Raw genomic sequence first — 26,700 nt, forward strand, 5'->3', positions numbered from 1 at the left:
GGACGCCGAGTCAGCCTTGGCGCGGCACGCCCTTGGCAAGCAGGTAGACGAGGTAAGGTCCGCCAAGCAGCGATGCGAACAGGCCGACAGGCAGTTCGTACGGGAAGGCCGCCATCCGCGACAGCCAGTCCGATATGGTCATCAGCAAGGCCCCCAGAAGCATCGCCCCGGCAAGATGAATGCGTGCGCGCGAAAAGCCGAGGAGCCGGGCAAGGTGTGGCGCGATCAGGCCGACGAAGCTCAACGGGCCCACGATCAAAGCGGCCAGCGCGGTCAGGAGCGCGCTGACAACGACCAGCATCAGCCGCCCGCCGGCTACGGGCACGCCAAGTCCGCGCGCGCTGTCCGGCCCGAGCGGCAAGATGTCCAGCCAGCGCGCGGCAAGAAAAAGCGGCAGCGTCAGCGGCAACAGGCAGGCCAGTGCAACGGATGCGTCCAGAGCGGCCGCCTGGCCGGTCGAACCGCTCAGCCAGCGCAACAGCACATAGGACTGTGCATTGCCCATCGCGATCGCCGCGGTGATCAGCGCGCTGCACAGCGCGCTCATGGCAATGCCGGCAAGCAGCAATCGGTCGGCCCCGAATTTTGCCTTGGCGGCGATGGCCAGCATGGCGGCCAATGCCGCCAGTGAGCCCAAGGCCGAGCCGGCGAGCTGCCAGCCGAGCCCGGCGGTTGCACTGACCGTCAACACGGCGGTCAGGCCGGCGCCCGCGCCGGTGCCGACACCAAGCACTTCGGGGCTCGCCAGAGGGTTGCCGGTAACGCGCTGGATGACCACGCCCGCCGCCGCGAGCATTGCGCCGGCGGCCGCGGCCACGCCGACCCGCGGCGCGCGCCAGGAGACGAGATCGGCCAGCAGGTCGCCGCCGGCGATCGACCACCCTGCCGGTCCGCGACCGACCACGAGGGCCAGGGCGGCGGCGGCAAATGTGAGCGCAAGCAGGACGAGGATGACGCGCCAAGGCCGGCGGGCCTTGCGCGGCGTCATGCCATTGGAACCGAGATGCGGCCATTCGAACATGCGCAGCCGCGGCAGCAGCCAAAGCAGCAGTGGGCCGCCCAGAAGCGCGGTTCCCGCGCCGGTCGGAATGCGCTCGCCGCCAGGGCCGGCGGCGAGTTGGACCAGCCCGTCCGTCAGCCACAGCAGTACTGCGCCGATCAGCGGCGCGGCGATCAGCTTCTGCCGTAGCGTGCGCGCGCCCGAAAGCGTGGCGAGCGCCGGCGCGGCAAGGCCGACGAAACCGATGACGCCGATCTGCGCCGCGACGCTCGTCGCCATCCATACCGCAAGCGCGATGATGAGAAAGCGGCTGGTGTGGCGGGCAACGCCAAGGCCGCGCGCCGAGGCGTCGTCGAGGCCAAGGATGGTCAGCGGCCGCAGCAGCATCAATGCCGCGACAGCGCCGGCCGCCAGCCTCGTCGTCAGCGCGATGGCCGGTCCCCAATCCTGCTGCACCAGCGACCCGCCGCCCCATATGAACAGCGAGAACAGGTAATCGCCATTGGCGAGGATCAGCGCGGCGCTGACGGAACTCGCGGTCAGCGCCACCATCATTCCGGCGAGCACGACCGACACCGGCTCCAGCCCGCGCCGCCAGGTCAACGCCAGCACAAGCAGCACAGCGGCGGTGCCGCCGGCAAAGGCCACCAGCCCTTGCGACCGCTCCATCAGCAACGGCGCGTAAAGCGAGGCTGTGGTCATCGCCAGTTGCGCGCCGCCCGAAATGCCGAGCGTCGATGGTTCCGCCAGCGGATTGCGCAGCACATGCTGCAACAGCAGGCCGGACAGGCCGAGCACGGCGCCCGCCAGCACCGCCACGACGGCGCGCGGCAGCGTGCTGTAGAACAGGATGACATGATGGAGATCGCCCGGCACCGATGCCGGCTGCTGCATGCCGACGCGCCATGCGAACAAGAGTGCGGCCAGCCCGGCGAGCAGGCCCCACAGGACGAGCGGCGGCAGCGCGCCGCCGATGGTGCGGTGAGGCATCTCGCTTCCGGCTACGGCGCGCCCCGTCACGAAGCATGATCCGCAAGCGCCGCCGCCGCCAGGCGCGCGAAGCGGCGCGCCGACGGCAGGCAGCCGAAATGGTTGATGGCTTCGAGCACCGCGACGCGGCCCTGGCGCACGGCCGGCAGCGCGTTCCACAACGCATTGGTGGGAAGCGAGCGCCCGACATCCGCCGGCAACGGCGAGACGATCAGGATCGAGGCCTCGGGCACCCGCGCCAGCGCCTCCAGGCCGACGGGTGCGGCAGCGCTGTAACTTGTCTCGTCGGACCAGGCATTGACCAGGCCGAGCCGCGTTAGCACGTCACCGAACATGGAGTCGCGGCCGAAGGCGCGGAAGTGCCTGGAGTCGCCGAGGCTGATGACAAAGACCGGCCGTGCGGACGTCGTTGGCAAGGCGGCGCGACGCCGCGCTATATCGTCGGCGGTGTCGCCGACGTAGCGTTGCGCTTCGGCCGGTCGTCCGAGCTTTTCGCCCAGCGCCAGCGTTGTTGCCTCGGCGAGGGCGTAGGGCGGCACTCCGGCATCGTAGACGGTTTGCGCGAACACCGGCGCTATGCGCTCCAGAATCGGGCGCTGGTACTCGTAGAAATTGGAGATGACGATCAAGTCCGGCGCGACGATGCGCAACAGCTCGTAGTTAGGCGTGCCGCGCAGTCCCAGATCGGTCACGGATTGGGGAACGGCAGGCTCGACCGCAATCCTGCGGAACTGGATCAGTTCGGTCGCCGCCGCCGGCTCGACGCCGAGCGCCAGAAGCGTTTCCAGCATGCCCCAATCGATCGCGGCAACATTTGTCGTCGCGGTCCTGCCGGCAACCGGCGGCAGCAAGGCCGCGGCCGCCAGCGCAAGCACCTGCCGTCTGTTGGGCGGATGGATCATCGCCGGCGGGTTTGGTCCATGATTACCAACTCGTGTGCGCCTTCAGCTTGAAGGAGCGGCCTTCGCCGTAGGAGCAGGTGAGCGTTGTCTGGCAGCCGGACACATAGGTCTTGTCGAAGAGGTTGGTGATGTTGAGGTCGACGCCCCAGTTCTCCTTCTCGTAGCCGAGCTTCAGGTCGGCCAGCGTCACCGCCGGAACCTTCGCCGTATTCTCATTGTCTGCCCATGAGGAGCCGATATAGCGCAAACCGCCGCCAATCGAGATGCCGTCATACCAGTCGCCACGGAAGGTGTAATCGACCGATGCGGAAGCCATCACTTCCGGCACGATGAAAGGCGTCTTGCCGATGAGAGCCGGATTGGCGTCCCTGGTGATGTCGATATCGTAAGCCGTGAAGGCACCGGTAACCCGGAAATCCTCCGTCACGTTCACCTTGCCTTCGAGCTCAACGCCGCGTGAACGCACCTCGCCGGTCTGCATCTGGGTGAAGGGAGTGACATTCGACGGCACGTTCTGACGGGTCAGGTCGAATAGCGACAGGGTGAACAGGCCATCGACAAAAGTCGGCACATACTTCACGCCGACTTCGTACTGCGTGCCCTCTTCCGGCTTGAACAGATTGCCCATCGCATCGGTGCCGATGATCGGATTGAAGAAGGTGGCGATGCTGGCATAGGGGGTTACGCCGTTGGCGAATTCATAGGCCAGGCCGGCGCGGCCGGAGAAATCGCCAACCGTGCTGCTCTGCGTGCTGGAGCCCGCCGAGTAATAGGTCGGGCGGTTGTCGGCTTCGAGCCAGCCACGGTCGTAGCGGCCGTTCAGTGTCACCAGCCAGCCATCGCCGAAGCGCATTTGATCCTGTGCATAGAAGCCAAGCTGCTTCTGCGTCAGGTCCTGATTGAGATAGCTGACACGAGGCGTCAGCGGCGAACCGTACACCGGATCGAAAGCGTCGATCGGGTTGTCATAATTGGGATCGTAGAGGCCGGACGACTGTACCTGGTCGATGTTGTAATATTTGAAATCGACGCCAGCGAGGATCGTATGTTCGATCGCTTCGGTCGCCACCTTGCCTTCGATCTGGTTGTCGGCGAGGAAGGTCTTGGCCGTGGTGTCATGATCGAAATTGATCCGCGCCAGCTCGGTCGGCCCTCCGATGGTTGACCAGCCGTTCGGATAAACGCTGACCTCGTTGATGTCGGCGGCGGTGAAACGGGCGTTGGAGCGAACGGTCCAGTCATTGTCGAACGTGTGCTCGAACTCGTAGCCGAGCGAGCCCTGCTCGCGTTTGTAGAGGTCGATGTTCGGTTCCATGAAGTTCGCATCGGGATCGATGCGGCCATAGTTCACGCCGCCGACAATGTGATCGATCACGGTTCCATCATAGGGCAGGAAGCTGCCGCCATTATGGTTCTCGTCGATGTGGCTGTAATTGGCCAGTATGGTTAGCGTGGTCGCTTCGTCCGGCTTCCAGCTAATGCTCGGCGAGATGAAGCCGCGCCAGCCGTTCTGCAGGTCGCTGTAGGTATCGCCGCCGGCGACCTTGCCCGTCATCCGGTAGCTGACCGTGCCGTTGTTGGCGACATCGCCGATGTCGAAGCCGAGATAGACGTTGCCGGCATCGTTGACGCCGGTTTCGACATAGCGCGTGCGTTCGAAGTCCGGGCGCTTGCTGACATAGTTGACCATGCCGCCGGGATTGCTGCCGCCATAGAGCACCGAGGCCGGGCCTTTCAGCACTTCGATGCGCTCAAGGCCAAAGCTGTCGACATAGAAACCGCCGAAACCATAGCTGAACAGCTGGAGGCCATCCATGTAGGTGCCGGTGGCCGTCGCATCGAAGCCGCGAATGTACATCCAGTTGGTGTCGCTGTCGGGGCCAAAAGGCTGCGCAAAGACGCCGGCGGTGTAGCGCAGCGCCTCGTCAGCCTTCTGTGCACCCTGATCCTCGATCTCCTGCCGTCCGACCACCGAGACGGATTGCGGGACTTCCTTGATGTCGGTCGCGGTCTTGGAACCGGTTCTGGTCGTCTTGGCGACGACGCCTTCGACCGGCCCGGTCGCGCTGTCTCCGGCCTCGCCCTCGACCAAGACCGGTTCGAGCTGGATGCTGGATTGCGCCGTCTGCGCGAGCGCTGGCGGGATCATCGCGACCGCTGCCACGCCGGCCGCCAGAAGCGCCTTGATCCGGTAGATTCTGCTCATCAGGAAAGTCCCCGCCTGTCATCATTGAGATACTTGATGATTTATATCAACTTATCTGCGGGTCATTGGATGGATTTGGCCGGGTTGTCCGTTCTTGTCCAAACCACGGACATCGCGGCACTATGTTGCGGAAATGTCACTGGCGGCCGACGCTCTTCATCCACGCACCGGGCGTCAATCCGACCACGGACTTGAACACGCGGGTAAGGTGCGCCTGGTCGAAGAAGCCGGTGGCCTGGGCGATGTCGCCAAGCGAGGCAGCCTCATGCGCCATCATCGCCTTTGCCCTGTCGATCCGCGCCTGCATCTGCCAGCGGTGCGGCGGCACGCCCGTTGCCGCCTTGAAGGCATGGCTGATCGCCGTTTCGGACAGGCCGGTCAGCGCGGCAAGATCAGCAAGGCGGATCCTGTCCAGGCAGTGGGCGTCGATGTAGTCGGTGACGAGCCGCAGCTTGCGGCGGGACAGGGGCGTCCGGCGCCTGGCGGCACTTGGCCGGTCTATCTGGAAAACGCATGCGAACAAGGCGTTGAGCAGACCTTCGCCATAAAGATCATGCACCTTCCGCTCGCTGCCGCATTCAGCGGCGATCAGGCCGGCAAGCGTGGCGATCCGATCATCGCGAAACTGGAGGCGCGACATCTGCAAGGCATCGCGATCGAGGCTGCGGCCGAAGCGGCGGGTCAGTGTGGCCGCGTCGAAATGCAGGTCGAGATGCCTGATCCGCTTCAGTCCCTCGACCCGGCCGCGGATCGGCACCCCGGCCGGTATATAGGCCATGGAAAACGCCTGGTTGTGACGGCGCGGCTCGCCCTGGGCGCCTTCGACGACGAAGGCGCCGTCGCCGGTGACGCCGAGAGTGACGAACAGCCGGGGGTCGGGAGAGACGTAATAACCCTCGGCATTGTCACCGCATGAGACATCCCAGAGATCGGCGACCACGCCGTCCCAGACGTGCCATTTCAGGTCGCCGATCACGGCAAATCCCTGAATCCGGCTCTCCATGCGCGCAACGAAGGTCAATTCTGTTTATCCCGGGCATAATACATGACAAAAACTATCATGTTTATGCCCGGTCAGCGACTGCACCGCAAGCCCTTGCGGTTCGAAGGTCGTCCTGAACCGACGCCGCCGCTGTCCGTCAGCGCGGCCTCAGACGCTTTCGAGGTAGGTCTCGATTTCGAAGTCGCTGACGTTGAGCGCGAACGTATTCAGTTCCTGGCGTTTGCAGGCGATGAAAGAGTGGCGCAGGATCGCCGGGAAGATCTCCGCCACATGCGTCCCGCTTTCAAAGGCCGCGATCGCCGATGCCCAGTCCGGCGGCAGCTTGGCCGGGGCAAGGCCTTGCCCGTCGTTCCCGGTCGGGTCGCCCGGTGACATCTGCCTTTCGATGCCGACCAGTGCCGCGCCCAGTATGGCGGCAAGCACAAGATAGGGATTGGCGTCCGCTCCCGATACGCGATGCTCGATGCGGCGCGCACCGGTCGGGCCGCCGGGAATGCGGATCGCGACCATGCGGTTCTCGTAACCCCAGGCGACGGCGGTCGGCGCGTAGGATCTCGGCCGGAGCCTGCGGTAGGAGTTGAAATGCGGCGCGAACACCAGCGTGCTCTCGGCCATCGCCGCCAGCAGTCCGCCGACAGCGTGGCGCATAATGCCGGAGCCCTGGTCGGTGCCGTCGTCGAAGACGTTGCGCCCGTCGGCGTCGAGCAGGCTGAAATGGACGTGGAAACCATTGCCGGCCCGGTCGCCATAGGGTTTGGCCATGAAGCAGGCGGCAAAGCCGTGCTTGCGGGCGATGCCCTTCACCGTGCGCTTGAACAGGACGGCGTCGTCGGCTGCCCGCAGCGCGTCCGCGACATGGTTCAAATTGATCTCGAACTGGCCGACGCCGTTCTCGGCAATGGCGGTATCGACGGGAATGCCTTGTGCCCGGCAGGCTTCGTAGATGTCGTGGATGAAGGCTTCGAAGTCGTCGATCTCGTCGATTGACAGTGCCGCGTCGGAATCCAGACGCCGCCCGGTGACCGGCGAGACAGGCCCGACCGGCCGCTGCGATTGCGGGTCGACAAGGTAGAATTCGAGCTCGGTCGCGGCCACAGGGGTCAGGCCCAAAGCCTTGTAGCGGTCGAGGATGCGGGCCAGCGCCCGCCGGGGATCGCCGAGATACGGCGCGCCGCCTTCGTCGGCGAGCCAGAGCGGGATGAGGGCGGTCGGATGCGCCGTCCAGTTCACGGGAAGGATGCCGCGGCCGGTCCACTGGCACAATCCGTCTGCGTCGCCGGTCGAGAACACCAGCGCGTTGCCTTCGATATCCTCGCCCCAGATGTCCAGCCCGATCAGCGAATAGGGCATGCGCAGCTTGCCCTCCAGCGCCTTGCGCGCCTGCTCGACGGGGATGCGTTTTCCCCGCATGATGCCGTTGAGGTCGCACACCGCGGCCCTCAGGCTCTGGATGTCGTTTCGGCTCTCAAGCCAGTTCAGAACGTCCGCGATTGCATCGCCCAATTTCCAACCTCTGGTTTCGAAGGGTGCCCGCGCCCTGATCGGCTGCACTATCCCTGGTAAAAATGGCTTGTGATTTTCGGAAGCCGTATCCGGCCGCAGCCGGAACGTTTCCCTATTTTTTCAAGTCACTAGCTGGGATGTCGGGAGGCATTTCAAAACCAATTGCGCGATCTGCGATCGCAACATAGAGGTAAGGACGCGGAAAGCCAAGGCTCGGCATCAGGCTCAGCGCGCAGCGTCTGCAGCCGCATGAAGGCCCGGGATGCCTGCATCACTCTCGGGCATGCGCGGCCGTCATGGGGATATGAAACGCCCCTATCACAAATCTTGACCTTCCCCGCACTTGCACCTCTGGCCGCTCTCTGGCTTTTTGGGACACCCATCCGAGCGGACTGATTCGTCACGCCGCTCTGCGTCGGTTGCCGTTTTGCGGTGTGATCGATCTGGCGGGGCGTGAAGCGCGAGCGACTGGCGAAGGAGAAGAGGCATGGCCGAGTTCAAGAAGCCCGAGATCTCCGAGATGAGACCCAAGATCACCGTTGTCGGCGTCGGCGGCGGCGGCGGCAACGCCATCAACAACATGATCGCCGAGCAGCTTCAGGGCACCGAATTCATTGCCGCCAACACAGACGCACAGGCGCTCACCATGTCCAAGGCGACGCGGCTGATCCAACTCGGCGCGCATGTGACCGAAGGGCTGGGCGCCGGATCGCTTCCCGAGATCGGCCGCGCCGCGGCCGAGGAATCGCTGGACGAGATCATGGACCATCTGGCCGGCACCCATATGTGCTTCGTCACCGCCGGAATGGGCGGCGGCACCGGAACCGGCGCCGCGCCGGTGATCGCCCAGGCGGCGCGCAAGGCAGGCATCCTGACGGTCGGCGTCGTCACCAAGCCGTTCACTTTCGAGGGCAGGCGCCGCATGCAGATGGCCGAAGAGGGGATCGAGCGGCTGCGCGAAAGCGCCGACACCGTGATCGTCATCCCCAACCAGAACCTGTTCCGGATCGCCGACGCCAAGACCACCTTCGCCGATGCCTTCGTCATCGCCGACCGGGTCCTCTATGCCGGCGTCAGCTGCATCACCGATCTCATCGTCAAGGAAGGCCTGATCAACCTCGACTTTGCCGACGTCAAATCGGTGATGCGCGGCATGGGCCGCGCCATGATGGGAACCGGCGAGGCGTCAGGCGATAGCCGGGCGATGAAGGCGGCGGAAGCCGCCATCGCCAACCCGCTGCTGGACGAGATGTCGATGAAGGGAGCCAAGGGCGTGCTGGTCTCGATTTCCGGCGGCCGCGACATGACCCTGTTCGAGGTCGACGAGGCCGCCACGAGAATCCGTGAAGAGGTCTATGAAGACGCCGATATCATCGTCGGCGCCATCTTCGACAAGAGCATGGAAGGCCGGTTCCGGGTTTCCGTGGTGGCCACCGGCCTCGACCGCGGGCTCGGCGTGGAAGATGCCGATGCCGGCATGGCGCACGACCATTCCATGCCGTCCGCGGCGCGGACGTTGCAATAGGCCCTGCTCGCCGTCGGCCTTTGCCGCCGCCGGGGGCATCGACGTCGCTCGGCCCATCGCGGTCCGGCCTGGACCTGATCACCGAAAGCGGCTTGCCGAATGCTGCGATCCGCTCACCGGCGGGCCGCTGGGCGGCGGCGCTTCACATGGATGGCGGCCATGGTGATCGGGTTCCTGCGCGAACATAAGCCGACACCGTTTTCTTTCGAGCGTTGCCGTGGCCCTGATAGGTGCCGCGTGTCAGGTGTCCGCATGTCCATTCTCGTTGACAATCAGCGCCCGTTTTTGAACCTCGCGTTGTTTTGCAGGCGCTTGGCGCTTGACTCCGACGCGTCGGTGTGAAAAATTTTGCAGAAACTGAAAAAAATATCAAAGGGCGGAACGTGGTTGGATTTGGAAACGGCCTCTTGCGCGATGATGAAACCGGCATGGCGGCACGCGCCGCCTGGCTTCATTACGCCGGCGGCCTTACCCAGTCCGAGGTTGCCAAGCGCCTCGGGCTGACCAGCCTCAAGGCCCACCGCCTGATCACCAAGGCCAATCAGGAAGGGCTGGTGAAGGTCTATATCGACGGCGAAGTCTCGGAATGCGTCGAGCTCGAGGACGAGCTGTCGCGCCGCTACGGCCTCGATTATTGCGAGGTGGTTCCCGATTTCGATTCCGAGGAGTTGCCGCTCAAGGCGCTCGGCATCGCCGGCGCGCAATTCCTCAAGCGTGAGATCGAACGCGGCGAGCAGGCGCTGATCGGCGTCGGCCATGGCCGCACGCTCGCCGCCTGCGTGGAATACCTGCCGCGCAGCTCGACAGACAAGATCCGCTTCGTTTCGCTGCTCGGCGGCCTGACGCGGAAGTTCTCGGCCAACCCGCATGACGTCATTCACCGCCTCGCCGAGCGCACCGGCGCCGAAGCCTATGTGATGCCGGTGCCGATGTTCGCCAACACTGTGGACGACCGCGCGGTGTTGCTGGGACAGAAGGGCATCAGCGAGGTTTTCGATCTCGCAAGATCCGCCGACCTTTTGTTTGCCGGCATCGGCACGGCCGAACGCGAAGCCTCGCTCGTCGCCACCGGCATGATCGAGAAGGGCGAGATGGAGGAGATCCGCCGCAATGGCGGCGTCGGCGAATTGCTCGGCCATTTCTTCGACGATGCCGGCAAAGCGGTGGCAACAACCCTTTCCAACCGGGCGCTGGCGCTGGCGCGCGAGGACATCGCCAGCCGCCGGATCGTCGCGGTAGCCGGCGGCAAGGTCAAGGTTCGAGCCGTCAAAGCGGTGCTGGAGGGCCGCTATCTCAAGGGCCTGATAACTGATGAGCGGACAGCGCGATCGCTCGTGGAGGAGACGCCAGTCGGGTAGCCGGCGTCAGTTCAGTTAAAACTACCCTGTGGAGGAGAAGACCAAATGCATGAGAAAGAGAAAGACCTCATTGACGCTTTCCTGCGCGGACAAGTCGACCGTCGTGGGCTGATCAAGGGCCTGGGTGCGATGGGCCTTGCCGCCGGCACGGCCGGTACGCTGCTCAATCTTGGGCAGACCCGGGCGCTGGCCGCCGACTTCGACTGGAAGGCGCACCAGGGCAAGACCATCAAGCTCCTGCTCAACAAGCATCCCTATGCGGATGCGATGATCGCCAACCTCGAAAACTTCAAGCAGTTGACCGGCATGAATGTCGTCTACGACGTGTTCCCGGAAGACGTTTATTTCGACAAGGTCACGGCCGCGTTGTCGGCGAGCTCGCCCGAATACGATGCCTTCATGACCGGCGCCTACATGACCTGGACCTACGGCCCAGCCGGCTGGATCACCGACCTGAATGAATGGATCAAGGATCCGGCCAAGACCAACCCCAACTATGCCTGGGACGACTTCCTGCCCGGCGTCAAGAACTCCTGCGCCTGGAACGGCAAGCCGGGCGGGGCTCTGGGGTCCGAAGACGCCAAGCAATGGTGCATTCCGTGGGGTTTTGAACAAAACAACATCACCTACAACAAGGGGATGTTCGACAAGGCGGGGGTCAAGGTTCCCGGCAATATGGACGAGATGGTGGCCGCTGCCGCCAAGCTCACCAAGGATGTCGGCGGCGGCGTCTACGGTATTGGCGTGCGCGGGTCGCGCTCCTGGGCGACGATCCATCCGGGCTTCCTGTCGGCCTACGCCAATTTCGACCAGAAGGACCTGAACGTGTCGGCCGACGGCAAATTGTCGGCCGCCATGAACACTGCCCAGTCCAAGGCTTTCCACAAGCAATGGGTGCAGATGATCCAGGAAAGCGGTCCGAAGGACTGGTCGACCTACACCTGGTACCAGGTCGGCGCCGATCTCGGCGCCGGCGCCTCGGCGATGATCTTCGACGCCGACATCCTCGGCTACTTCATGAATGGCGGCGACAACAAGATGGCCGGCAAGCTTGCCTTCGCCGCCTTCAAGGCCAACCCGGAGGCCAAGGCGCCAACGCCGAACATCTGGATCTGGTCGCTGTCGATGTCCAACTTCTCCAAGGACAAGGACGCCACATGGTACTTCATGCAATGGGCCTCCGGACCCGAGCATGCGCTGTTCGGCGCCACCAAGATGGATTTCGTCAATCCGGTCCGCCAGTCGGTCTGGAAGGATGAGACATTCCGCGAGAAGCTGAACAAGAGCTATCCCGGCTACGTCGAGATGTTCGACGCCTCGGCGCCGGGCGCCTCGATCAAGTTCACCGCGCAGCCGCTGTTCTTCGATCTCACCACCGAATGGGCGGCGACGCTGCAGAAGATGGTGGCCAAGGAAGTGCCGGTGGACGAGGGTCTCGACAAGCTGGCCGAAAGCATCAACGGCCAGCTCAAGGAAGCCGGCCTCGGCTAGATGTAACGGAGGACCGGCCAGCCCTGGCAGGCCGGTCCGACCTTTTCAAGCTTGCGACGCGGTGCCGTAAGGTGGCCGCTAATTCGCCCGACCGGCCGCCTTGCTCCCTTGGGCGGCCGGCAGGGCGGAGCGACAGGGACAACGGAGCAGCACGATGACTGCGGTGGTATCGCAAAGACCCAAGCCCTCGGGCTTCAGGATCAGCAAGAGAGTGCTGCCCTACGTGCTCAGCCTGCCGGCTCTGCTGGTCTGTATCGGCATCCTGATTCCGTTCCTGACCTCGGTCGTCTATTCGTTCCAGCGCTATCGACTGAGCCAACCCTGGGCGCGGCAGTTCAACTGGGGCGACAACTACATCTCCTTTTTCACGGATCCGAAGTTCTGGAACACGCTCAAGGTCTCGCTGCTCTATGCCGGCACCACGGTGGTGCTGGAACTGCTTCTCGGCCTGGCCATCGCGCTGCTTTTGCAGAAGCGCTCGACCCTGAACAACTTTATCTCGATCATGCTGCTGATGCCGCTGATGACGGCGCCGGCGTTGGCCGCGCTGATGTGGAAGCTGATGACCAATCCCGGCTTCGGCGTGCTGAGCTATCTCGCCAGCCTCATCGGCTTACAGGATTTCCGCTGGGCCTCGTCGCCGTCGACGGCTTTGTTCACCGTCGTTCTCGTCGATATCTGGGTCTACACGCCCTTCATCATGATCCTGCTGCTTGCCGGCCTGCGCAGCCTGCCGACGCAGCCCTTCGAGGCCGCCGCCCTCGACGGCGTGCCGAGGAGCTTCGTCTTCTTCCGCATCACGCTGCCGATGCTGACGCCCTACATCCTGACGGCGACTTTGTTCCGCCTGCTCGATTCCATCCAGCAGTTCGACATCATCTACGCCATGACGCAAGGAGGACCGGGCGACACGCTGACCGTGTTCCAGGTCGAGGCCTACCTCAACTTCTTCCAGTCGACCAATGTCGGCCGCTCGGCGGCGCTGATGATCATCCTGTGGGCGATCACCTATTTCCTCTCCAACATCTTCATCAAGAACTGGCTCAGGCTGCGCGAGCGCGCCCGGGGCCAAGTATAGGAGGCAGCCATGGAACACACCTCCTTGCTTGAACGCACCCTGCGCGGCGCGGCACTCACACTGGTCGTGATCTTCTTCATGTTCCCGATCGTCTGGATCCTGATGATGTCGTTCCAGACCAACGAGACCATCCTGCGCATTCCGCCGCAACTGGTCTTCGAGCCGACGCTCGCCAACTACACAGCGCTGATCACCGGCAAGCTGACGACCGCCGCCGGCACACTCGACATCGCCTTCATGCGCAATCTCTGGAATTCGGTGTTCCTGTCGGTGACCTCGGTCGCGGTCTCGCTGCTGCTCGGCGTCCCGGCGGCCTACGCCTTCGCGCGGCACAAGTTCCGCGGCTCGGAGGACATCGCCTTCACGCTGCTGTCGTTCAGGTTCGCGCCGGCCCTGCTGGTGCTGTTGCCGCTCACGCTCTATTTCCAGAAGCTCGGGTTGGCCAACACCTATATAGGGCTGATCTGGGTCTACCAGCTGATCTGCCTGCCGCTGATCCTGTGGATCGTGCGCGGCTATTTCGAGGATATTCCGGCCGACATCGAATATGCCTATCGCATCGGCGGCCATTCCTGGTTTGCCACCTTCCGCAGAATAGCGCTGCCGCTCGCCGGCCCAGGCATCGCCGCGGCCGGCCTGCTCGCCTTCATATTCGCCTGGAACAATTTCGTTTTCGCGCTGGTGCTGGCCTCGGCCGACAAGCAGCCGGTGACGGTCGGCGCGCTCGCCTTCATCACCTCCTCGGGCATCCAGTACGGCCAGATCTCGGCGGCCATCGTTTTGTCGATCACGCCGACGCTGGCGCTCGCCCTCTATGCGCAGCGCTACCTTGTCGAAGGCCTGTCGCTCGGCGCGGTGAAGGGGTAGTTCCATGGCCAGCCTCGAACTCAGAAAAATCGTCAAGCGCTACAAGAGCCAGACCGTGCTCGACAATCTGTCGCTGACCGTCGCCGATGGCGAGACGCTTGTCCTGTTCGGACCCTCCGGCGCCGGCAAGACGGTGCTGTTGCGCCTCGTCGCCGGCGTCATCGACCCCGATGAAGGCAAGATCCTCATCGGCGGCGAGGACATGACCGATGTCGACGCTGAATTCCGTGGCGTCGGCATGGCGTTCCAGAATTTCGCGCTGTTTCCGCATATGAGCGCGTTCGACAACATCGCTACGCCGCTGGAGGCCAAGCGGTCGTCGCAGGGCGCGATCAAGGGGGGCGTCGAGAGCGTCGCCAGGCTGCTGAAGATCGCCCATGTGCTCTCGCATAAGCCGCGTGCTCTTTCCAACGGCCAGAAGCAGCGCACAGCACTTGCCCGTGCGCTGGTCGGCTCGCCGCCGCTGCTGCTGCTCGACGATCCCTTGCGCAATGTCGATGCCAAGCTGCGCTTCGAGATGCGGCTCGAACTGCCGCGCCTGCTCGCAGACCGCGGCGCCACCGTCGTCTACGTCACCCAGGACTACAAGGAAGCCATGGCGCTCGGCGACCGCATCGCGGTCATGTCGCAAGGCGTCATCAGCCAGCTCGGCACGCCCGAACAGATTTATCGCGAGCCGGCAAATGTCGAGATCGCGCGGCTGTTCGGCGATCCGACCATCAACCTGCTCGACGTCAAGCCGGCGCTTGGCGCCAAGGGAATCCATGTCGCCTTATCGAACGTGCAGGTCCATCTCGGCGGGGCTCCCGAGACCGCGGTCGGCCGCGACTGCATCATCGGGCTCAGGCCGGAAGCCCTGCATTTCGTCGGCGAAAATGAACCCGGCGCCATTCCGGTGACGGTCGAGGCCGAAACGCCGCTCAACGAAAAGATCGTCACGCTGGTGCGCACGCTGCGCGGCCGCGAGATCCTGGTTTCGCGGCCGGCCGGAACACCGGGCCGCAGCGAAGGCAAGGCTTATATCGCCGTCGACGGCAAGAGCGCCCTGTTGTTCGATCGCGCCAGCGGCGAGCGCATCGGCTCCAAGAACGTCGTCAGTTTGCGCAACGGAGAAGCCGCATGAGCGCGAGCGCACTCACCATTTCCGGCGTCGACAAATTCTATGGCCCGATCGACCGGGGCGTCCACGCCGTCAAGAAGCTGACGATGGAGATCGACAAGGGCGAGATCGTGGCGCTGCTCGGTTCGTCCGGCTGCGGCAAGACCTCGACGCTGCGCATGATCGCCGGCTTCGAGGAGGTGTCGCGCGGCGCGATCTCGGTCGCCGGCCGCCAGGTACACACGCTGCCGCCGGTCAGGCGCAACGTGGCGATGGCCTTCGAGGGCTATTCGCTCTACCCGCCGCTGACGGTGCGCGAGAACATGGCCTTCGCGCTCAAGGCGGCCCGGCTGCCCAGAAGCGAGGTCGAGGCCAGGGTCGCCAGCATCGCCAAGCTGCTCGAGATCGAGGACATATTGGAGCGTTACCCAAGCTCCATCTCCGGTGGCCAGCAGCAGCGCGCCAGCCTTGGCCGGGCGCTGATCCGCGACGCCGACCTGCATCTGCTCGACGAGCCGATGGGGCAGCTCGAACCGCAGCTGCGCGCCGTGCTGCGCGGCCGCATCAAGCATTTCATCAAGGAACGCGGCTTGACCGCGATCCTGGTCACCCACGACCAGACCGAGGCCAATGCGCTTGCCGACCGCATCGCGGTGATGGAAGGCGGCGTGCTGCAGCAGTTCGATACGCCGGACCGGATCAAGGAACGTCCGGCGAACCTGTTCACCGGCACCTTCGTCGGCGAGCCGCCGATGAACGTCTTCGAGGCCTATGTCGGCGCCACCGCCGGGCGCATCAATCTCAAGCTGCCCGATGGCCTGTCGCTCGACTACGATAAGGACGCCTTCAGCGCTCCCGTCCGCGACCAGCTGCTCAGCCGCGAGCGGGTGGTCATCGGCATCAGGCCTTACGCGGTGCGGCGCTCGAAGGAAGGTGTCCCCGCCAGGGTTTCGGCCAATCAATGGCTTGGCGACCAGACCCATATAGCGGCCGATTTCGCCGGCGGCTCGCTGGTCCTGGTCGAGCACGACCGCACCCGGCTGGACCTTGGCGCGCCGATCAATGTCAGCATCGACCCGAAGAACCTGCATGTCTTCGACCAGGCGAGCGGCGAGGCCATCTCGCACGGCATGGAGCTCGCCTGATGCGTGATCTCTTGATCGGCATCGACGCCGGCACTTCCGTCATCAAGTCCATCGCCTTCGACACGAAGGGCCGGCAGATCGCCGCCGCGGCAACGCCGAACCGTTACGAGACGCTGCCGGGCGGCGGCGCCGAACAGGATCTGGCGCGCACATGGGCGGATGCGGCGGCGACCTTGCGCCAGCTCGCCGAGAAAGTGCCCGATCTCGCCGGCCGGACCATCGCCATCGCGGTGACCGGGCAGGGCGACGGCACCTGGCTGATCGACGGCAAGGGCGAGCCGGTGGCGAAGGGCTGGCTCTGGCTCGACGCGCGCGCCGCAGGCGTCGTCGAGGAAATACGCGCGCGGCCGGAAGACAGACTGCGCTTCGAAAAGACCGGCAGCGGGCTCGCCGCCTGCCAGCAGGGCTCGCAGTTCGTGTTCATGAAGCGCAACATGCCAGAAATGCTCGCCAAGGCGGCGACGGCGTTTCACTGCAAGGACTGGCTCTATTTCAAGCTTACCAGCGAACGTGCCACCGATCCCTCCGAGGGAACCTTCACCTTTGGCGATTTCCGCACCCGCGACTATAGCGAGGATGTGCTCGACGTGCTCGGCGTCGCCGACCTCAGGCATTTGCTACCGCCGGTCACAGACGGCACCAGGCACAGCGCCGCACTGTCGCAGGCGGCGGCCGCCGCCACCGGCATGCTTGCCGGCACGCCGGTCGTGCTCGGCTATGTCGACGTCGTCTGCACCGCGCTTGGCGCCGGCCTGCTCGACCGCGAGCGCAAGCCCGGCTGCACCATCATCGGCTCGACCGGCATGCATATGCGGCTGGCCGAGACGCCCGACGACGTGCAGCTCAACGAGGCCGCGACCGGCTACACCATGGCCATGCCGGCGCCCGGCGTGTTCGCGCAGATGCAGTCCAACATGGCGGCGACGCTCAACATCGACTGGGTGCTTGGGCTGGCCTCCGGCATCCTCGCCTCGCAAGGCATCACCCGCAGCAATGGCGAGATGATCGCGCTCGTCGACACCTGGATCGCCGCATCGCAGCCGGCGTCGTTGCTCTACCAGCCCTACGTGTCCGAGGCCGGCGAGCGGGGGCCGTTCGTCGATGCCAATGCCAGGGCCGGCTTCGTCGGCATTTCCTCGCGTCACGGCTATGCCGATCTGGTGCGCGCCGTCTTCGAGGGATTGGCCTTCGCCGCGCGCGATTGCTACGCCGCCATGGGGCCATTGCCGCGCGAGATCCGGCTGACCGGCGGCGCCGCCCGAAGCCCGGCGCTGCGCAAGATCCTCGGTGCCGCCGTCGGCGCAGACATCCGCACCAGTGAGCGCGAGGAGGCCGGGGCGGCCGGCGCGGCGATGATCGCGGCGGTATGCGTCGGCCTGTATAAGTCGATGGACGAATGCGTCGCGGAATGGGTAACGCCGCTGCTTGGCGAGGCCGAGCCGAGCGATCGGAACCTCGCCGCGATCTATGACAGGATGAGCCCGTCCTACATGTTGGCGCACCAGGCGTTGCGGCCGGTCTGGCGCGCGATGGCTTCAGTGCAGGCAAATTGAGAAGTCGAGTATGCCCAGGAAAATAGCGATCATTGGCGACAACTTCATGCTTCCGGAGGTGTTTCGCGCCAAAATCGAGAAGGTCGCGAGCGGTGACCTCGATGTCAGGACATTGCAGACGGCCTGGCCCGACGAGCCGATGGAGTTCGGCGACCCGGCGCTCGGCCTCGACAAGGTCAAGGAGTATTTCGGCCGTCCCGACGAGGTTGTCGAGTTCATCGCCGATGCCGAGATCCTCGTCACCCAGCTCGCGCCCTTGTCGGAGGGCATGATGCGGCGCCTGCCGGCGCTGAAGCTGGTCGCGGTTTCGCGCGGCGGCCCGATCAACATCGACATGGAAGCGGCCCGCACGCATGGCATCACCGTCGTCAACGTGCCCGGCCGCAACGCGACCGCCGTGGCCGAATTCACCATCGGCGCCATACTGGCCGAGACGCGGCTGATCCGGGTCGGCCACGAAGCGCTGCGCAGGGGCGAATGGCGCGGCGATCTCTATCGCGCCGACCGCACCGGCCGCGAGCTTAGCGAGATGACCGTCGGCGTCGTCGGTTATGGCAATATCGGAACAAAGGTAGTCAGGCTGCTGCGTGCTTTCGGCTGCCACGTCCTGGTCAGCGACCCCTATGTGCAGTTGAGCGCCGAGGACCGCAATGCCGGCGTCGAGCTCGTCGCTCTGGACGATCTCCTGTCCCGTTCCGATGTGGTCACGCTGCATTCGCGGGTGACGCAGGAGACGCGCGGCCTAATCGGCAAGGACGCCATCGCGCGGATGAAGCCCGGCGTGATCTTTGTCAACACCGCGCGCGGACCGCTGGTCGACTATGACGCCCTTTATGAGGCGCTTGTTTCGGGACAGGTCGCAAGTGCCATGCTGGAGACGTTCGCGGTCGAGCCGGTGCCATCGGACTGGCCCTTGCTGCGGCTTCCCAACGTGACGCTGACGCCGCATATCGCCGGTGCTTCGGTGCGCACCGTCACCTATGCGGCCGAGCAGGCCGCCGAGGAGGTGCGCCGCTATATCGCCGGGCTGCCTCCGGTCAACCCGTGCTGAGAGCGGCAGCCATGCGTGCAAATCCGGCAGCGAGATCGTGACGAGATGAGCGGCGGACCCGAAATCGTCGATCTCCTCGTCATCGGCGGCGGCGTCAACGGCGCCGGCATCGCCCGCGATGCGGCAGGCCGCGGCCTCTCCGTCATTCTGTGCGAAAAGGACGATCTGGCGGAAGGCACCAGTTCGCGATCGGGCAAGCTCGTCCATGGCGGCCTGCGCTATCTCGAATATTATGAATTCCGCCTGGTGCGCGAGGCGCTGATCGAGCGCGAGGTGCTGTTGGAATCGGCGCCGCACATCATCTGGCCGATGCGCTTCGTGCTGCCGCACAGTCCTGACGACCGGCCGGCATGGCTGGTCAGGCTCGGCCTGTTCCTCTACGACCATCTCGGCGGCCGCAAGCGGCTGCCGGCTACCCGCACGCTCGATCTGCGTACCGCGCCCGAAGGCGCGCCGATCAAGGATGAATTCAAGCGCGGTTTCGAATATTCCGACTGCTGGGTCGACGACGCCCGTCTCGTGCTGATCAATGCGCTGGACGCGCGCGAGCGCGGAGCCAAGGTCTTCACCCGAACCGCCTGCACCGCCGCCCGCCGGGAAGGCGGCCTCTGGTCGGTGGAGATGCGCGACGGCAAGACCGGCGTGAAGACCACCGTGCGGGCGCGTGCGCTGGTCAATGCCGCCGGCCCCTGGGTCAACGACATCATCAACCGCGTGGCTGGCCAGAACTCGACGCGCAATGTCCGCCTGGTCAAGGGCAGCCATATCGTCGTGCCCAAATTCTGGGAGGGGCGTCAGGCCTATCTCATCCAGAACAGCGACAAGCGGGTGATCTTCATCAATCCTTATCAGGGCGATCTCGCCTTGATAGGCACCACCGACATTCCCTATGACGGCCGACCCGAGGATGTGGCGGCGGACGAGAGCGAGATCGAATACCTGATCAGGGTGGTCAACCGCTATTTCAAGCGCGGCCTCGCGCGCGGCGATGTCGTCTATTCGTTCTCCGGCGTCAGGCCGCTCTATGACGACAATGCCGACAACCCGAGTGCCGTGACGCGCGACTATATTTTCGAACTCGACGCGCCGGATGCTGAGGCGCCGCTGCTGTCCGTCTTTGGCGGCAAGATCACCACCTTCCGCAAGCTCGCCGAGCATGCGCTGGACAGGATCGCTCCGTTCTTCCCTCGGATGGGCAAGCCCTGGACGGCGAAGGCGTATCTGCCTGGCGGCGACATCGCCAATGCCGATTTCGAACAGTTTCTAGGCGATCTCGGGCGGGAGTATCCGTGGATGCCTGCATCGCTGCTCAAGCACTACGGCCGGCTCTATGGGACCAGGACACGCCTTCTGGTCGGCGCAGCCCACTCGCTAGCGGAACTCGGGCGATGCTTCGGCAAGGATTTCTTCGAGCGCGAGGCCAGTTACCTGTTCGAGCAGGAATGGGCTGAGACACCGGCCGACATTCTCGAACGGCGCACCAAGCACGGCCTGCATCTTTCCGCCGAGGAGAGATCGGCTTTCGAACACTGGTGCGCGAGCCGGCTGGCGAGGGCAGGGTGATGGCAATCATCGCCAATGTAGCGCGACAGGGCTGAGAGGATCGCGATCGTGGCATTCACGCTCTCCCTCAACACCAATCCGCTGGTCAATCGCTTTGCCGAGCCTGACGACCTGGTCGATACCATCGCCTACGACATCGGCATCAGGGACATTCAGCTCACGCATGAATTCGTCAATCCGGGCTGGCCGGCGGCGACGATCGTCAAATTCATCCGCCTGTTCCGCGGCGCCTTGAACCGCACCGGCGTGCGTGTGACATCGGGCATGACCGGTCCTTACGGCCGGCTCAACCATTTCGGCCATCCAGACGCCGATGTGCGCCGCTACTATGTCGACTGGTTCAAGATCTTTGCCGACATCTCGGCCGAGCTTGGCGCCGGCGGCATGGGTACCCAATTCGCGATCTTCACCCATCGCGATTATGATGATCCCGCGCGCCGCGCGCGCCTGTTCGACATTGCGCTGGAATGCTGGCGCGAGGTCGCCGAACACGCCCGCGCGGCCGGGCTTAACTACCTGTTCTGGGAGCCGATGTCGGTCGGCCGCGAGTTCGGCCACACGATCGAGAATTGCCGGCTGCTGCAGGATGCGATCGACGCGGCCGGCATGGCCATTCCGCTGGAGATGATGGTCGACATCGACCATGGCGACGTCACCTCCAGCAACCCGGCCGATATCGATCCCTATGCCTGGGCCGAGGCTTTCCCCAGGAAGTCGCCGATCATCCACATCAAGCAATCGTCGATGAACAAGGGCGGCCACTGGCCGTTCACCGCGGCTCACAACAGGAACGGCCGCATCACGCCTGAAAAGCTGCTGGAGACGGTGCGGCGCGGCGGCGGCACCGACAACGAAATCTGCCTCGAACTGTCGTTCCGCGAACGCGAACCGGTCGACCACCAGGTGGTCGCCATGATCCGCGAATCGGTCGACTACTGGGCGCCGTTCATCGACACGGGCAGGCCTGATCTGTTGCCGAAAAACGGGTAGAAATCGGGGCGGGGGCCGATGCCACTCGCGCCTGTTGACGGTCCAACTGATTGGCCCTGCGAAGCAACCAGATATCCCAGACATATTAGATAATCCGAGTATTGCGGCAGCCTGCGCTGCTAATTGCTATAAAAGTACAACGCGAAAGATACTTTTGTTTAACTTCGCCATGCATACTGCGAATTGGTCCGATTTGTCTGTCCGGCTTCCCTCGCTAACCAGAGAATCCGCATGTCGGTTACACGTCGCACGCTGCTCACGGCTGGAAGCGTCGGCTTGCTGGCCGCGCAAGCCCGGGCGGCCAACACTCCAGGACAGCAGGCGGAGATCGCTCCCGTCGTCAGCGACAATGCGCTGCGCATTGCAATGCCGGCCTTTGCCTCCGATCCATTCTTCCCGGCCGATGGATCGGGGGACAGCGGCATAGACATGGAACTGGCCCGCGGCATCGCAGCGGAGCTCGGCGTCGAGCCGGTGTTCGACCGATCCGCCGCAACGTTCGACGGCATGGTGAAACAGCTGACTTCCGGCCAGGCGGACATAGCCATCGGCAAGCTCAGCCGAACTCTTCGCCGTGGCCGGTCGATCCTCTATTCCCGGCCCTATGCCATGCTGCACCAAGGCCTCATCGCCAATCGCCTCAATCTGGCGCGCATCGCGCAAGGCAAGCCACCCGAGCAGATCATCCGCGATTTCTCGGGCGATCTCGGCGTGATCGAGGGCTCGTCATTCGCAACCTATGCCGCGACGACCTTCCCGCATGCACAAGTTCATCGTTTTGCAGGTTGGGACATGGTTGTCGATGCGATCCGCGACGGGGCGATCGACATGGCGTATCGCGACGATTTCGAGATCAAGAAGCTGATGGTCGACGATCCGTCGATGACGGTCGCCGCGCGCTCGATCACGCTGACCGACAAGGTAGACACGATCGCAATCGGCGTGCGACCGGATAATCCGCATCTCGCGGCCTTTATCGACCTTTATCTCGATCTCGCGCGCGGCCAGCAGGTTCTCAAGACTGACGAGATCATCGCGCGCTACCGGTTGGGGAGCAAAGCCTGACGATGGCCATCTCCGAAGCATCCGGACACATGGCTTTCGATTGGCGCCTGGCGGCAAGGCGCGTATTGCGCTCGCCCGCGACGACGATCGCGATGATCGGGGCGGGAATCCTTTGCGGCCTCTACTATCCAGCATTTGCCCATGCGATCAGCCCTGTGGCGCAGCTCTACCTGAATTTCCTCAAGATGGTCGTCCTACCCTACCTGGTCTCGTCGGTCATCTTCTCGATCATGTCGATGGTTCAGGATCCGAACTCGGTCCGTTACCTGGGTCGCGTGGGTATGGCGGTGCTGGTCGTGTCATTCCTGAGCGTATTGGTGAGTGGCACCTACTCGCTTGTCCTTCAGCCGGGCCAGATCGAGAATCCGCAATCACGCATCGAGCTTGGCGAGTTCATCAATTCGCAGGGCAGCGTATCCACCGATCTCGCATTCCCCTACCAACCGCCACCTGACGAGGGGGCCGACAGCGGGCACTCGATACTGCTCGATCTCGTGCCGAACAACGTGTTCAGCGCGCTGGCCTCAGGTCAAACCATCCAGGTCCTGCTGTTCTGCCTGCTGTTCGGGCTCGCGATGGGCAAGATTCCCCAGCCTTCGTCGATGAGCCTGTCTCAGGCGCTGAACGCGGTTTACCGGGCCTGCACGGTCCTTACCAACTGGTTCATCTGGGGATTGCCGTTTGCAACCTTCATCCTGATCGCGGATCAGACCGCGTCGACCGGAACCAAGCCGCTCACGCTGATGGGCGGTTATCTGCTGGTGATGGGTCTTTCCTGCCTCACATTCATCGCCGGCGCATTCGCCGTCATCGCCATCCGCTCTCGGCGAAGCTACTGGGTCACGATCAAGACGTGTCAGCCCCTTCTCATGGTGGCCATCACCACCCGCTCTACCGTCGCCTCGCTTCCGTGGGTCATCAACCTGCTGAGCGAGCGTCTGCGGTTCAGCCTGGTGGTCGTCGAACTGCTCGTGCCTTTGCAGGCGGCATTGCTGCGCACAGGCCCGGCGCTGCTTTACACGTCGGGTGTTCTTTTCATCGCTCAGCTCTACGGCCGCCCCCTGGCAATCCCCGACCTCCTGCTCGTCGGCATCACCTCGGCGCTTCTCGCGCTCACGACCGGCGGCATGGGCAGCCTGCTCATCCTGTCCCAGATGTCGATCGTCTGTGGCTACCTGAAGATTCCCTTCGAGGCGGCATTCGCCCTGTTCGTCGCGGTCGACGCGGCCGTCGACACGTTCATGACGCTGTCCAGCGTCTGCACCGTGGCGGCGAGCACCGCAATGATCGCGCCCAGCCATAGGGAGACGACGCAGTCTGTCGAAGCGGCCTCGGAACAGCTCGAAGCCGAGCCCGTCCGATGATCGACCATGGCATCAGCCTCCAGCTCGGCGTCATCGGCGGCCTCGGGCCGTTGGCATCGGCTGACTTCTACTTCAAGCTGACCCGAATGACCCAGGCGTTCCGGGACAATGAGCATGTGCCCGCCGTCATCCTCAGCGTGCCACAGTTGCCTGACAGGACCGAGGCGATCCTTGCCGGCCATGACGGTCCGCTGCCGTCTTTGAAAGCCGCGGTCTCGACGCTCAATGCGCTCGGCGTTGCCTGTATCGCAATGCCGTGCAACACCGCCCATCATTGGTATGAGCAACTGGCCGCAAGCTCGCAGGCGCGGATCATCCATATCGCCGACGCGGTCGTAGCTGAAACCCATCGGAGCCTGGGCCGAGGCAAGGTTACGATCCTCGCCACGCAGGGCACGCTGGTCTCCGGCTTCTATCGGGACAAGATGTTGGCGGCGGGATTTGAGCTCTGCTTCCCCGCGGGTACGGAATTCCAGGGTCGCGTCGATAGAGCGATCGGCCTCGTCAAGCGTGGTTCAATCGCGGAGGCGGCGAGCGAAACCGAGCGTGCGCTTGAAATCGCGCGATCGGCCGGCGCCGACACGGCCGTTCTCGGCTGCACCGAACTGTCGGTGGTGGCCGCCAGCCTCAATCCTACGAACGGATTGATCGTCATCGACAGCAATGCGGCCCTGGCGCGAGCCTGTTTGACACGGTTGGGCTTCGCCGCGCAGGACGTTCCGCGACCTCGGCCGGTGTTCTCGTCCCGTAAAGAGTTGGCCCGTAAAGAGTTGGCCCGTAAAGAGCTGGAGCGGTTCGGCGGTTCTATCCAACACTGAACCGCTCCGGGAACTGCTCGTTCAGCCGAATTTCGGATCGAGGCTGCCCGCTTTGTAGCGCTTGGCCATTTCCGAGACCGGCAGCGGCTTGATTTTCGGCGCGTTGCCGGCGGTGCCGAACTGCTCGAAGCGCTCCTTGCACAGCTTCCTCATCGCCGCCATCGCCGGCGTCAGATATTTGCGCGGGTCGAATTCGGAGGGGTTTTCCGTCAGCACCTTGCGGATCGCGCCGGTCAGCGCCATGCGATTGTCGGTGTCGATGTTGATCTTGCGCACGCCGTGCTTGATGCCGCGCTGGATCTCTTCCACCGGCACGCCCCAGGTCGGCTTCATCTGGCCGCCATATTTGTTGATGATCTCCTGCAATTCCACCGGCACGGAGGACGAGCCGTGCATGACCAGGTGCATGTTGGGCAGGCGGCGGTGGATCTCCTCGATGACGTTCATCGCCAGCACCGCGCCGTCCGGCTTGCGCGAGAATTTATAGGCGCCGTGGCTGGTGCCCATGGCAACCGCCAGCGCGTCGACATGGGTGTCGCGCACGAACTGTTCGGCCTGCACCGGATCGGTCAAAAGCTGGTCGTGGCTGATCGCACCCTCGACGCCGTGACCGTCTTCCTGTTCGCCGCCGCCGCTCTCCAGCGAGCCCAGCACGCCGATCTCGCCTTCGACCGACACGCCGCCCCAATGCGCCATGTCGACGACGCGCTTGGTGATGCCCGAATTATAGGCGTAGTCGGCCGGCGACTTGCCGTCTTCCTTGAGCGAGCCGTCCATCATCACCGAGGTGAAGCCATGCTGGATTGCGGTGACGCAGGTGGCCTCGTTGTTGCCGTGGTCGAGATGCATGCAGACCGGGATGTCGGGATGGATCTCCACCAGCGCATCGATCAGCTTGGCCAGCACCACGTCATTGGCATAGGCACGCGCACCGCGGCTTGCCTGCAGGATGACCGGCGACTTGGTCTCCTCCGCCGCCTCCATGATGGCGAGGCCCTGTTCCATGTTGTTCATGTTGAAGGCCGGCACGCCATAGCCGTATTCGGCGGCGTGATCGAGCAATTGTCTCAGTGTGATGCGAGCCAACGAATAGTCTCCCGTATCTGGTTTCGAACTTGTGGTTGCGGGCTGTCCGCGCATCGTCCAGCCCACCGATGCTTCTGGCCGGATTTCCGTGCAACCGCAACCGTCAGACGCCGTCCCGGCAGCAATTCTTGTTACAGCGTCGTGATGAAAGCCACCGGAATATCCCAGAAAAATATCTCATTATCACAAAAATAATGATAGTTTCAGGGAGAAATATGTTAGCTTATGAGGAGGCAGCGTCGGTTGGCGGACATCGGCAGCAATGAAGAGCGATAACAGGCGTCAAGGCATCATGGACCATCTGATGGACGTCGGCGCGGCGAGCGTCGACGATCTTGCCTCACGCTTCGGCGTCTCCAGGATGACGGTGCATCGTGATCTCGACGACCTTGAGGAGAGCGGTTTCCTGCGCAAGGTGCGTGGCGGCGCTTCGATCCAGCCGAGCGGTCTCTTCGAAAGCGATTTTCGTTACCGGCAGAAGCAGGCGACAGGGGAAAAGCAGCGCCTTGCGGCGGCCGCCGTGGCGATGATCGAACCCGGCCAGACTGTCATCATCGACGACGGCTCGACGGCTGGCGGCATCGCGCGGCACCTCGCCGATTTCAGGCCGCTGACGGTGATCTCCAACAATCTGGCCGTCATCCAGGATCTGGCCGGCGCCGGGGGCATCGACCTCATTGCGCTCGGCGGCCAGTACAGCAAGAAGTTCCACGGCTTCTTCGGCCTGCTCGCCGAGGCTTCGCTGAGATCGCTGCGCGCCGATGTCGCCTTCCTGTCGTCATCGGCTATCCATGGCGCCTTCGCTTTCCACCAGGACCAGGAGGTGGTGCAGATCAAGCGGCTGATGATGGAAGCGGCGACGCGTAAATATCTGTTGGTCGATCACGGCAAGTTCGGCCGCACGGCGCTACATTTCCTGACCGACCTCAAGGCCTTCGACGCCGTCTTCACCGGGCGCGAACCCGAGCCGGGAATTCGCGGCACGCTGGATGCCGCCGGCGTTTCGTTGACGGTCGTGGCCAACAAGGATTGAGGATCAAGGA

21 protein-coding genes are annotated in these 26,700 nt (G+C 64.0%); 15 read left to right on the plus strand and 6 right to left on the minus strand.

All coding sequences use genetic code 11. The features are described from left to right. Positions 1 to 10: 10 nt before the first annotated feature. The 5 genes from fhuB to LB551_RS13255 form a co-directional block, all read right to left on the minus strand. On the minus strand, positions 11 to 1,990 hold the full coding sequence (fhuB, locus tag LB551_RS13235; RefSeq protein WP_224659462.1) for a Fe(3+)-hydroxamate ABC transporter permease FhuB: 1,980 nt from the start codon (positions 1,988 to 1,990) through the stop codon (positions 11 to 13). A gap of 26 nt (positions 1,991 to 2,016) precedes the next feature. After that, entirely contained in the window at positions 2,017 to 2,892 is an 876-nt protein-coding gene (locus tag LB551_RS13240) for an iron-siderophore ABC transporter substrate-binding protein (protein WP_224659463.1), read from the minus strand. 22 nt (positions 2,893 to 2,914) lie between these two features. Next, a complete protein-coding gene (locus LB551_RS13245; RefSeq protein ID WP_224659464.1) occupies positions 2,915 to 5,098 on the minus strand; it encodes a TonB-dependent siderophore receptor in 2,184 nt (727 codons plus the stop codon). Positions 5,099 to 5,234: 136 nt separating this feature from the next. Beyond that, entirely contained in the window at positions 5,235 to 6,119 is an 885-nt protein-coding gene (locus LB551_RS13250) for a helix-turn-helix domain-containing protein (RefSeq protein ID WP_224659465.1), read from the minus strand. Positions 6,120 to 6,248: 129 nt separating this feature from the next. Continuing rightward, complete coding sequence (locus LB551_RS13255; RefSeq protein ID WP_224659466.1) at positions 6,249 to 7,604, minus strand: glutamine synthetase family protein; 1,356 nt, start codon at positions 7,602 to 7,604, stop codon at positions 6,249 to 6,251. Positions 7,605 to 8,091: 487 nt separating this feature from the next. Here LB551_RS13255 and ftsZ point away from each other — a divergent pair, with 487 nt between their 5' ends. From ftsZ to LB551_RS13325, 14 genes are all read left to right on the plus strand, one after another. Beyond that, positions 8,092 to 9,129: a cell division protein FtsZ gene (ftsZ, locus tag LB551_RS13260; protein WP_140551191.1), complete on the plus strand. Its 1,038-nt coding sequence runs from the start codon at positions 8,092 to 8,094 to the stop codon at positions 9,127 to 9,129. A gap of 383 nt (positions 9,130 to 9,512) precedes the next feature. Continuing rightward, complete coding sequence (locus LB551_RS13265) at positions 9,513 to 10,487, plus strand: sugar-binding transcriptional regulator (RefSeq protein WP_181165158.1); 975 nt, start codon at positions 9,513 to 9,515, stop codon at positions 10,485 to 10,487. Between the two features lie 45 nt (positions 10,488 to 10,532). After that, positions 10,533 to 11,978, plus strand: coding sequence for an ABC transporter substrate-binding protein (locus LB551_RS13270; RefSeq protein WP_140497757.1), 1,446 nt, complete (start codon positions 10,533 to 10,535; stop codon positions 11,976 to 11,978). 154 nt (positions 11,979 to 12,132) lie between these two features. Then, a complete protein-coding gene (locus LB551_RS13275; RefSeq protein WP_224659467.1) occupies positions 12,133 to 13,056 on the plus strand; it encodes a carbohydrate ABC transporter permease in 924 nt (307 codons plus the stop codon). A gap of 9 nt (positions 13,057 to 13,065) precedes the next feature. Next, positions 13,066 to 13,923 carry a carbohydrate ABC transporter permease gene (locus tag LB551_RS13280; RefSeq protein ID WP_224623503.1) on the plus strand — a complete coding sequence of 286 codons (858 nt, stop codon included), beginning with the start codon at positions 13,066 to 13,068 and terminating at the stop codon, positions 13,921 to 13,923. A 4-nt stretch (positions 13,924 to 13,927) separates the two neighbouring features. Beyond that, positions 13,928 to 15,046 carry an ABC transporter ATP-binding protein gene (locus LB551_RS13285; RefSeq protein WP_224659468.1) on the plus strand — a complete coding sequence of 373 codons (1,119 nt, stop codon included), beginning with the start codon at positions 13,928 to 13,930 and terminating at the stop codon, positions 15,044 to 15,046. Further along, positions 15,043 to 16,167: an ABC transporter ATP-binding protein gene (locus LB551_RS13290; RefSeq protein ID WP_224623501.1), complete on the plus strand. Its 1,125-nt coding sequence runs from the start codon at positions 15,043 to 15,045 to the stop codon at positions 16,165 to 16,167. Before LB551_RS13285 ends, LB551_RS13290 begins: the two co-directional genes overlap by 4 nt. After that, complete coding sequence (locus LB551_RS13295) at positions 16,167 to 17,720, plus strand: FGGY-family carbohydrate kinase (protein WP_224659469.1); 1,554 nt, start codon at positions 16,167 to 16,169, stop codon at positions 17,718 to 17,720. Before LB551_RS13290 ends, LB551_RS13295 begins: the two co-directional genes overlap by 1 nt. A 10-nt stretch (positions 17,721 to 17,730) precedes the next feature. Next, complete coding sequence (locus LB551_RS13300; protein WP_224659470.1) at positions 17,731 to 18,771, plus strand: 2-hydroxyacid dehydrogenase; 1,041 nt, start codon at positions 17,731 to 17,733, stop codon at positions 18,769 to 18,771. A 45-nt stretch (positions 18,772 to 18,816) separates the two neighbouring features. Next, the gene (locus LB551_RS13305; protein WP_224659471.1) at positions 18,817 to 20,334 is read left to right on the plus strand and encodes a glycerol-3-phosphate dehydrogenase; all 1,518 of its coding nucleotides are present in this window, start codon (positions 18,817 to 18,819) and stop codon (positions 20,332 to 20,334) included. Positions 20,335 to 20,382: 48 nt separating this feature from the next. Further along, a complete protein-coding gene (locus LB551_RS13310) occupies positions 20,383 to 21,324 on the plus strand; it encodes a sugar phosphate isomerase/epimerase family protein (protein WP_224659472.1) in 942 nt (313 codons plus the stop codon). Between the two features lie 231 nt (positions 21,325 to 21,555). Further along, entirely contained in the window at positions 21,556 to 22,389 is an 834-nt protein-coding gene (locus LB551_RS13315) for a substrate-binding periplasmic protein (protein WP_224659473.1), read from the plus strand. A gap of 2 nt (positions 22,390 to 22,391) precedes the next feature. Further along, positions 22,392 to 23,753, plus strand: coding sequence for a dicarboxylate/amino acid:cation symporter (locus LB551_RS13320; RefSeq protein ID WP_224659474.1), 1,362 nt, complete (start codon positions 22,392 to 22,394; stop codon positions 23,751 to 23,753). Beyond that, complete coding sequence (locus tag LB551_RS13325) at positions 23,750 to 24,571, plus strand: aspartate/glutamate racemase family protein (protein WP_224659475.1); 822 nt, start codon at positions 23,750 to 23,752, stop codon at positions 24,569 to 24,571. Before LB551_RS13320 ends, LB551_RS13325 begins: the two co-directional genes overlap by 4 nt. 21 nt (positions 24,572 to 24,592) lie before the next feature. Here LB551_RS13325 and fba read toward each other — a convergent pair whose 3' ends face one another. Beyond that, positions 24,593 to 25,657 carry a class II fructose-bisphosphate aldolase gene (gene fba / locus LB551_RS13330; protein WP_140551181.1) on the minus strand — a complete coding sequence of 355 codons (1,065 nt, stop codon included), beginning with the start codon at positions 25,655 to 25,657 and terminating at the stop codon, positions 24,593 to 24,595. 262 nt (positions 25,658 to 25,919) lie between these two features. On the opposite strand from fba, the gene LB551_RS13335 reads away from it, so the two are divergent. Beyond that, complete coding sequence (locus LB551_RS13335; RefSeq protein ID WP_224659476.1) at positions 25,920 to 26,690, plus strand: DeoR/GlpR family DNA-binding transcription regulator; 771 nt, start codon at positions 25,920 to 25,922, stop codon at positions 26,688 to 26,690. The last annotated feature ends 10 nt before the right edge of the window (positions 26,691 to 26,700 follow it).

This window comes from Mesorhizobium sp. BR1-1-2 (assembly GCF_020165435.1).
Lineage (GTDB): Bacteria > Pseudomonadota > Alphaproteobacteria > Rhizobiales > Rhizobiaceae > Mesorhizobium.

What these genes read in the sequence shown, in the direction of transcription:
- LB551_RS13300 (WP_224659470.1), top strand. Translation starts at nt 17,731, where the DNA reads ATGCCCAGGAAAATAGCGATCATTGGCGACAACTTCATGCTTCCGGAG.
- LB551_RS13285 (WP_224659468.1), top strand. Translation starts at nt 13,928, where the DNA reads ATGGCCAGCCTCGAACTCAGAAAAATCGTCAAGCGCTACAAGAGCCAG.
- LB551_RS13240 (WP_224659463.1), bottom strand. Translation starts at nt 2,892, where the DNA reads ATGATCCATCCGCCCAACAGACGGCAGGTGCTTGCGCTGGCGGCCGCG.
- ftsZ (WP_140551191.1), top strand. Translation starts at nt 8,092, where the DNA reads ATGGCCGAGTTCAAGAAGCCCGAGATCTCCGAGATGAGACCCAAGATC.
- LB551_RS13290 (WP_224623501.1), top strand. Translation starts at nt 15,043, where the DNA reads ATGAGCGCGAGCGCACTCACCATTTCCGGCGTCGACAAATTCTATGGC.
- LB551_RS13335 (WP_224659476.1), top strand. Translation starts at nt 25,920, where the DNA reads ATGAAGAGCGATAACAGGCGTCAAGGCATCATGGACCATCTGATGGAC.
- LB551_RS13270 (WP_140497757.1), top strand. Translation starts at nt 10,533, where the DNA reads ATGCATGAGAAAGAGAAAGACCTCATTGACGCTTTCCTGCGCGGACAA.
- LB551_RS13305 (WP_224659471.1), top strand. Translation starts at nt 18,817, where the DNA reads ATGAGCGGCGGACCCGAAATCGTCGATCTCCTCGTCATCGGCGGCGGC.
- LB551_RS13325 (WP_224659475.1), top strand. Translation starts at nt 23,750, where the DNA reads ATGATCGACCATGGCATCAGCCTCCAGCTCGGCGTCATCGGCGGCCTC.
- LB551_RS13320 (WP_224659474.1), top strand. Translation starts at nt 22,392, where the DNA reads ATGGCCATCTCCGAAGCATCCGGACACATGGCTTTCGATTGGCGCCTG.
- LB551_RS13315 (WP_224659473.1), top strand. Translation starts at nt 21,556, where the DNA reads ATGTCGGTTACACGTCGCACGCTGCTCACGGCTGGAAGCGTCGGCTTG.
- LB551_RS13295 (WP_224659469.1), top strand. Translation starts at nt 16,167, where the DNA reads ATGCGTGATCTCTTGATCGGCATCGACGCCGGCACTTCCGTCATCAAG.
- LB551_RS13275 (WP_224659467.1), top strand. Translation starts at nt 12,133, where the DNA reads ATGACTGCGGTGGTATCGCAAAGACCCAAGCCCTCGGGCTTCAGGATC.
- LB551_RS13245 (WP_224659464.1), bottom strand. Translation starts at nt 5,098, where the DNA reads ATGAGCAGAATCTACCGGATCAAGGCGCTTCTGGCGGCCGGCGTGGCA.
- LB551_RS13280 (WP_224623503.1), top strand. Translation starts at nt 13,066, where the DNA reads ATGGAACACACCTCCTTGCTTGAACGCACCCTGCGCGGCGCGGCACTC.
- fhuB (WP_224659462.1), bottom strand. Translation starts at nt 1,990, where the DNA reads ATGCCTCACCGCACCATCGGCGGCGCGCTGCCGCCGCTCGTCCTGTGG.